This is a genomic window from Paenibacillus oenotherae (assembly GCF_019443105.1).
Lineage (GTDB): Bacteria > Bacillota > Bacilli > Paenibacillales > Paenibacillaceae > Paenibacillus_Z > Paenibacillus_Z oenotherae.
On the sequence record NZ_JAHZIJ010000028.1, the window covers coordinates 41,263 to 48,552 of the forward strand.

7 protein-coding genes are annotated in these 7,290 nt (G+C 43.9%); 3 read left to right on the top strand and 4 right to left on the bottom strand.

Going from position 1 to position 7,290, the window contains the following annotated elements:
- The first annotated feature begins 21 nt into the window (after positions 1 to 21).
- Entirely contained in the window at positions 22 to 1,560 is a 1,539-nt protein-coding gene (gntK, locus tag K0T92_RS23325) for a gluconokinase (protein WP_246628384.1), read from the top strand.
- A gap of 374 nt (positions 1,561 to 1,934) precedes the next feature.
- Here gntK and K0T92_RS23330 read toward each other — a convergent pair whose 3' ends face one another.
- The 4 genes from K0T92_RS23330 to K0T92_RS23345 are packed head-to-tail and all read right to left on the bottom strand — an operon-like array spanning position 1,935 to position 3,610.
- On the bottom strand, positions 1,935 to 2,315 hold the full coding sequence (locus K0T92_RS23330; protein WP_219875031.1) for a LytTR family transcriptional regulator DNA-binding domain-containing protein: 381 nt from the start codon (positions 2,313 to 2,315) through the stop codon (positions 1,935 to 1,937).
- Between the two features lie 17 nt (positions 2,316 to 2,332).
- Positions 2,333 to 2,467 carry a cyclic lactone autoinducer peptide gene (locus K0T92_RS25715; RefSeq protein ID WP_219875033.1) on the bottom strand — a complete coding sequence of 45 codons (135 nt, stop codon included), beginning with the start codon at positions 2,465 to 2,467 and terminating at the stop codon, positions 2,333 to 2,335.
- Positions 2,467 to 2,988, bottom strand: coding sequence for an accessory gene regulator B family protein (locus tag K0T92_RS23340; protein WP_219875035.1), 522 nt, complete (start codon positions 2,986 to 2,988; stop codon positions 2,467 to 2,469). Before K0T92_RS23340 ends, K0T92_RS25715 begins: the two co-directional genes overlap by 1 nt.
- Entirely contained in the window at positions 2,969 to 3,610 is a 642-nt protein-coding gene (locus K0T92_RS23345) for a hypothetical protein (RefSeq protein ID WP_219875037.1), read from the bottom strand. The genes K0T92_RS23340 and K0T92_RS23345 overlap by 20 nt, the downstream gene beginning before the upstream one ends.
- Positions 3,611 to 4,696: 1,086 nt before the next feature.
- Between K0T92_RS23345 and K0T92_RS23350 the strand changes: the two genes are divergently transcribed.
- Positions 4,697 to 6,634: a DNRLRE domain-containing protein gene (locus tag K0T92_RS23350; protein ID WP_219875038.1), complete on the top strand. Its 1,938-nt coding sequence runs from the start codon at positions 4,697 to 4,699 to the stop codon at positions 6,632 to 6,634.
- Positions 6,635 to 6,680: 46 nt separating this feature from the next.
- Positions 6,681 to 7,290: DUF6531 domain-containing protein (locus tag K0T92_RS23355; RefSeq protein ID WP_219875042.1), on the top strand; the 610-nt coding region annotated here is incomplete at its 3' end.

Consider the following 7,290-nt stretch of genomic DNA (forward strand, 5'->3'; position numbering starts at 1 on the left):
TAGAAGGAGGACACGTACATCATGGGCTCACAATTTGTAATTGGCGTCGATATCGGCACAACAAGCACCAAATCGGTCTTATTCACCCTTGACGGGGCAATTATAGCAACACATGGCATTGAATATCTGCTCCATTCGCCTACGCCGGATACGGCAGAGCAGGATCCCGAGGAGATTTTTCGAGCTGTCATAAGCACGGTTGAGCATGTCATTAGAACAAGCGGGATAGCACCCGGCAGCATTGTATGCGTTTCCTTCAGCTCGGCAGGCCACAGCGTCATTGCAGTGGACAAGGAAGGCACGCCTATTACCCCTTGTATAACATGGGCGGATAATCGCAGCGCAGCATGGACGGACAAGATTAAGAATGAGATGAACGGTCATGACATCTATCTTCGCACGGGGCTGCCTATCCATCCGATGTCGCCGCTATCGAAGCTGACGTGGCTGCGGCATGAGCAGCCGGATATTTTTGCGGCAAGCTATAAGTTTATTTCGATCAAAGAGTATGTCTTCTTTAAACTGTTTCACACCTATGTGATTGATTACTCGATTGCATCAGGAACGGGCCTGTTGCATCTGGAATCGCTGACCTGGGACGAAGAGGCGCTTCAGGTGGCAGGAGTGTCCAAGGAGCAGCTGTCAGAGCTGGTTCCGACAACGCATCAGTTGAGCGGGATGGACGAAGCCTATGCGAATGAGATGGGGCTGTCCCCGTCCACTCCTGTTGTCATCGGTGCGATTGACGGTGTATTGTCGAACCTTGGCTTGAACGCAATAGAGCCGGGTGTCGTTGCTGTTACGATTGGTACGAGCGGTGCGATCCGGACAGTCGTGGATCGTCCTGTCACAGATCCCAAGGGACGAACGTTCTGTTATGCCTTGACGGAGAATTACTGGGTCATCGGCGGGGCGGTCAACAATGGCGGCATGATCTTTCGATGGGCGCGCAATGTGCTGGGGGCGTTGGAGATCGAGGCCGCCGAGCGGCTCGGTACCGATTCCTACGAGATGCTGACAGAGATGGCGAGCAAAGTGAAAGCGGGCTCGGACGGGCTGCTGTTCCACCCTTATCTTGCGGGTGAACGGGCACCGTTATGGGACGCTAATGCGAGAGGATCCTTCTTTGGCCTTGGACTGCATCATAAGCGGGAGCATATGATACGGGCTGCTCTGGAAGGCGTTATTTTTAACCTGTACACCGTGTTCCTCGCTTTGGAAGAGCTGATCGGCCTGCCGAACAAGATTCAAGCTACGGGCGGCTTCGCGCGCTCCCCATTATGGCGTCAGATTATGGCGGATATATTCGATCAGGAGGTATTCGTGCCGGAGAGTGCGGAGAGCTCCTGTCTCGGCGCAGCTGTCCTCGGCTTGTACAGTATCGGGGAGATCGATTCGCTGCAAGAGGTGTCCAAGATGGTGGGCGGCAGCCACCATCATGTGCCGAATGAAGAGAACGTGGAAGTGTACAGGGAACTGGTGCCGATCTACGTCAGGCTATCCCGTCTGTTGACGGAGGAGTATGCGAGTATTGCGGAGTTTCAAAGACGGAGGGTTTGATGGGGGGCTGACGAAGTAGACCCCATGGACCTGAAAAGTCGGGAAGTCGAGGGTGTTTATTTGGTTCTAAGCTGAGTGGCTATTATGAAGATGAGAACCAGAATGATTATTGAGGGCTTAAATATTGTTCCAGCCAAAAACCTGCCACAACAGTGGGGATACATAAAACACTCAGAGTGATTGGAATCCAGTTGAGTTTGTTGTTCATTGTGGGCCCCCTTACATCAAGGTCAATAAAAGACATTCCAAATACATGTTATTGTATATAATTTTTCTTGTTCAATTATTAGTTCTAGAATAGTAGGTCAAACACATACAATGCAAAGACGGCAGGAATGTACGGTAAGCAAAAGGCCCTCCCTGCAAGGGAAGGCCTACGTGATTATAACCGGTTGGTTCATGGATTCGAGTTTCTTCACTAATGCTTTGTATTTCTCCCAAGCGAGAGTGCAGTACTTGGAATCACGAGTGATTTCTTCTTCGAAGTAGGCTTTCTTGAATTGGCTGTCTAGTCTTTTAATGCTTCTGATATTGACGGCGTTGTTACGGTCGACCAAAGCAAACTCGAAGCCACTCTCTTGTAGGGCGGTAATCCAGTACCTTAGAGTCCCCATGGTATAAAAAGTTTCATGCAGTTTGTGGACTCGAATTTGCGCCTCACTTCCGCCGATGTATTCAAAAAAGATGATATCCCTCACATCAATCGAAAGGAGGCCGCCGCTCCCGTCTCTGCTGCCTGTAACCGTTAATTCCATGGGCAACTCCTCGGTTTTTACTTTTTCAGAAGTTCTGAAGGCACTTTTGGTTGGTACAACCAAGCTGAGCATGCAGTGGAAACAATGGATACCCCAATCCAAACCAACACGGAGCAGACGAAGTAGAGTAACTTGGTACTAAGACGGTTCATTATGCTTTCCTCCTCTTCTTTCTTATAAGCGTTAGGCTTTGAATAAGAAATGTTACCGCAATAATAGATGAACCGATCAAGTAGTTAGATGCTATAAGTATCACCGATATAAGTTTCAATACCGGGAAATACTTCTTAGGAATTCTTGTTTGTTCTTCGATTCTGGAAGGAGCATAAATTAAGGCTATTACAACACTAATACTGGTAGCTACTACAACGTATATTGCAGGAAAATCCGAAAGGCTTGCAAAATTTGCGACGATCGCTGTGACTAGCGTACATAACGAAGAATATTTAAAGTGGGCTCCGCCTGAAACCATTCGCAAAGCAGCCAATGCTGTCAGGGCTAAACAGGTTGCAAGGATTTGCCCTGTAAATAAACTGATAAACAACGTCAACATTAGAGCACCAATTATATTTAATAAAACTTCAAATGCGAACTGAAAGACTGCAACGCTGCCGTGGTGAGAAGGGACACGATTCTTTAAGCCCAAGGCAAGTTTATAGGCTATCGTCTGCATCCTGTTTCTCCTTTCTGTGGGCGAAATAAATCAGGAAGGCGAAACCAACCATTAGAATACCCATAACCACAAAGAGATTATTAATGTAAAGAAACGTACCGGATACAATAGCTATAAGTGTCAGCATAATAACATGCCCAATTGTACCTAGACGGAATTGAAGGCGTTGGAATTGAAAAGCATATCCAATTCCGCGACGGTACAGGTAACGACCGATTACGAATGATACCAATCCTGTAATCACTTGAATTACATTTGTTTTCCAGCCGGAAAACTCTACTTGGTCTGGAGGGAGGAATTGCAGTTGGATTGACAAGATTAGAAAAAATGCTTGTAGCAAAACAAACGCAAGGTATCCTGTGACTGCTACTATTATCGCCCAAAATATAGGTATCCGGACTACGGCTATTAACAATAGGATAATAAAAGCTAATACTATTGCTGGTGTGTATACTGTAAGAAATTCATTTCTGATGTAGAAGTTTACCAGATGCATAATGATGCTTATGACAAGTGCAGGTAACCAATATTTCTCTAGGTCCAATCTGTAAAGCGCAAATATCAAAGAGAAATAACCGAGATTTTCGATTAAAGCAAAAACCATAAATAAGACAAAATCCACTTCCTGACCACACCCCTTACTGTGTTAAAGTGCCCCTTTTATCTGCGTATCTTTATGCCAGTGCGAGTTTGTCTCTACTGGATTTGATAATAATCACGACGGGATTACCAACCCCTTATATTTAATTATTCTTATATTTTTAGTCGTGATATTATCTTCGTTAAGCTGCGTCGATAAGCAATAAAAAATAAATTAAGGTATCTTATCCAACTATTCCCTATTACGACTTTGTTTTAGCTATTAATTTAGCGAAATTTCACGTATTAGCCTCAACATAACATTTCCCTATAAACTCGTCAATTACCTACTATGACTTTTTTCGCGGTACTGGAGTCAGATGTAATAAGGGCAGATAAACTTGTTAAGTAAGCGTTTACAAGTTTGTGGTTTGAAACGGCGACAGATTGGGTTGGCTAGGTAACAATCAAACCCGGGATATACGTAGTGAGAAGTGGTGTGTGATCTTAGAATATGCCGTTTGTTGCGTATTATTCTTATGTATTCAACTTTTGCAGCTAAAAACTAAGCGGAACCCTCGAATTTTTACGAATAAAAAGAAAATTTCCTACTGCCAGCCTATAAATTCATCAAACTTGTGGCTGAAGGTCTGTAATCATCATAGCCTTGCCTCGCGGTTCTCAAGGGTATCGTACTTTCGTTGGTTCTCCTCTATACTTTCATATCGATGCCGGCGCACAATTCTCAACTTCTCCATTATTCCTATACGTTCATCCTTCCTTGAAGGCGAATGTCTCCGTATTGGCCTCATGCGATTAGCGACTATTTCTTTCTTCTGCTCACAAAAAAGCATCCCCGAATGGGTATCGAAAAAACCAAGTTATGCGAATGCCAGATAAAGATTTCATAAAATTATGAATATTCGATATCAACCAGCAATAACCGACAATAACTCCTAAAGATAATAATTATTGTATGGATTAAAATGTTCACGAATCTATATAAGTTTTATGTTATCGATAGTGGAACTAGATCAGGGAGCCAGAAAGGAGTTGCGCGAAGCTTTAAATTTAATGGTGCAACACAGCAGGTCGATAAACCGCAAAATTAACAATAGGGAGACAGGTCATGGGAAAAGAAAAGTATATCCGAATCGTACTTATTGTCATCAGCTTGATGTTGGTGTTCCCTGGTGTTGTTCTAGGAGAACCTATAGATATCACAGAGGAATCCGGTGCAATTCAATCAGATACCAGCAAATTGAATATTGAATCAGATCTCTCGGATTCTAAAAGAGGTATTGAGAAAAAAGTAGTAAAAGAGTTGAAAGAAAAAAGGGACTATAACACAAAGCATTATTTGTTGGAAGACGGAACTATGAAAGCAGAAGTATATCAAGGCAACGCTCATTACCTGGATGCATTGAACAATTGGGAAGATATCGATTCGACACTGATTGATGAGGTGGACATTGATACCAGCAAGATGAAGGTCTCCAAAGAAATTGCAAGCGAGGCCAAGGCGATCTCCAATACGAACAAAGCGAAAAAAGCAAAGAGTATTGACCGAAGCCAGACTAATTTCCGGGCATTGCATGTCCCTTTTAATGTGACGATTCCGAAGGATTACAGGAAAGGTTACTCCATCTCCAAAGGAACGGACAAGCTGGGGTTTGTACCTTTAAACGCCAATAAAGCAGTAGGCATTGTGGATATGAAAGAAAGAAATAGTGTTCTCTATAAGAATGCTTGGCAGCAAACGGATGTGAAGCTCACGGTGACAAATGAGGGGATTAAGGAGTTTATTTATCTATTGGATCAACAGGCTCCCAAGAAATTTTCCTTTGAGCTTAACACGAAGCTATCCAGCAAGCTGGAGCATGGTCAATTGTATATAGCCCCGCTTTGGATGGCGGACAGCAAAGGAGCCTTCAAATATATTGCGCCAACAATCACTTCTGTGGGCAATAAAACATTTTTCCATATTGAAGTGGATACAACCGGAATGACGTTTCCTATAACGATAGACCCGAGTGTTGGCTTCGTTAGAATGGTTAAAAGTGATACCTATGTGGATTCAAAATTCCCCACTATGAACTATGGACCTTTCAGCGAAATAAAAGTCGGTCATATAAGCGGTTATTATAATGGATCAATGACCTATGAGTCTTATAATGGCTACTATAACTTTGATTTATCAGGCTTCAATAATGCTTCTGTCATTACGGATGCAATGTTATTTCTATATGCCAAGAATATCAATTTAATCCCGGGAACAGGCCAATTAAATATCGCTGCGTATCGTGTAACTTCACCTTGGAGTACATACGGCATGACATGGAACACAAGAGCTTCCTATACAACTGACAACGCAGCAAGTCAACGTACGTTTACTTCCACCTCTACAGGATGGTGGCATTGGTATGTTTTGAATATTGTGAAAGATGCCATTATAACGAATCAGCCCTATGGTTTTATGATGCAGCATACTGCAGATAAAAGTGGTCTTGGTGGTTATGTGAACTTTAGTAGTGAAGCATCCACGACTTATCCAGGAGGGCCTGATTATAGACCTCATCTCGTCATATTCCATGACCCCTATAACCGGACATTGCAACGGTGGCAAACCTATAAGGACTATATAAACAATGCCGAGACTCATTATTACAAGTTCAAGGCTCCTAAGACGGATACCTATCATTTCAGCCTCAAAGCCCCTGCTTCAAAAAACTATGATATTGAAATCGCGTCGGAATCAGGCACTTCAACTACGGTTATAGCTACCGGGAATCAGCCGACAGGTGTGCAAGAGGAGATAAGTATTCGACTGACCCAAGACCAGACTTATTATATTCGTGTCTACGGCATGAATGGGAGCTACGATACAAGCAATCCCTATACGTTGCGAGTCACTGACAATGCTAGAGTCTATAACTATGACCAAGCTGGCCGACTTCAAAGCATGATTTACGAGAAAGGGTTAACCAGATATACAATCTACTATTATTACGACAATAACGGCAATCTGATCAATAAAGTCCCATCATCTTCGGCAATCACTTCATAAACAGGCGAGAACGCTATTTTAAACAACCATACAAGGAGAATCATAAATGAGAAAATTATTGAGTCTGATTCTGATCCTCTCGCTAGTGTTGCCGAGCGTGAACATCGCCAGTGCGCGATCGAATCCCGTGCAGCCGGGCGTAGAGAAGACAAAGGCCTATCCAGTCGTCCCCTTTGAAAATGAGCCGCTGCAAGAGATAGATGAGCGTATCCTAATCGATCAGCAACTTCCGCCAAAAAGCGGGGATGGTATTGTGCTGAACGAGCTTCCGCAGGTTGTGGACGCGGTATATCGAAGCACGGTAACAGATTCCGTCTATGGCAAAAGCGCTCGCATGATGACGGCGGCTATGTCCGACCCAACTCCTTCACCGAGCATTCTATCTGCCATCAACAATCTGAATCTCAAAAACATGAAATCCCCCTTCCAAATCAACAAAGGGGCGGAGAGCATCTCGCCGGTAAGCGGCAGCTTATCGCTGCAGGAAGCGGATCTGTCCCTGCCTGGGCGCAATGGCTTATCCTTTACTTTGAGCCGTTACTACGATTCTTCCTCCTCGAATGTCTACGACAAAGAGGTATCTTTCGGCTTATTTTGCTCCTGTATCATTGAATACGATGCGATCAGCTATACAGAGAGATATAACGACAATACAG

Coding starts and splice junctions, on each gene's coding strand:
- K0T92_RS25715 (WP_219875033.1), bottom strand. CDS start 2,467: ATGAACCGTCTTAGTACCAAGTTACTCTACTTCGTCTGCTCCGTGTTG.
- gntK (WP_246628384.1), top strand. CDS start 22: ATGGGCTCACAATTTGTAATTGGCGTCGATATCGGCACAACAAGCACC.
- K0T92_RS23340 (WP_219875035.1), bottom strand. CDS start 2,988: ATGCAGACGATAGCCTATAAACTTGCCTTGGGCTTAAAGAATCGTGTC.
- K0T92_RS23350 (WP_219875038.1), top strand. CDS start 4,697: ATGGGAAAAGAAAAGTATATCCGAATCGTACTTATTGTCATCAGCTTG.
- K0T92_RS23330 (WP_219875031.1), bottom strand. CDS start 2,315: ATGGAATTAACGGTTACAGGCAGCAGAGACGGGAGCGGCGGCCTCCTT.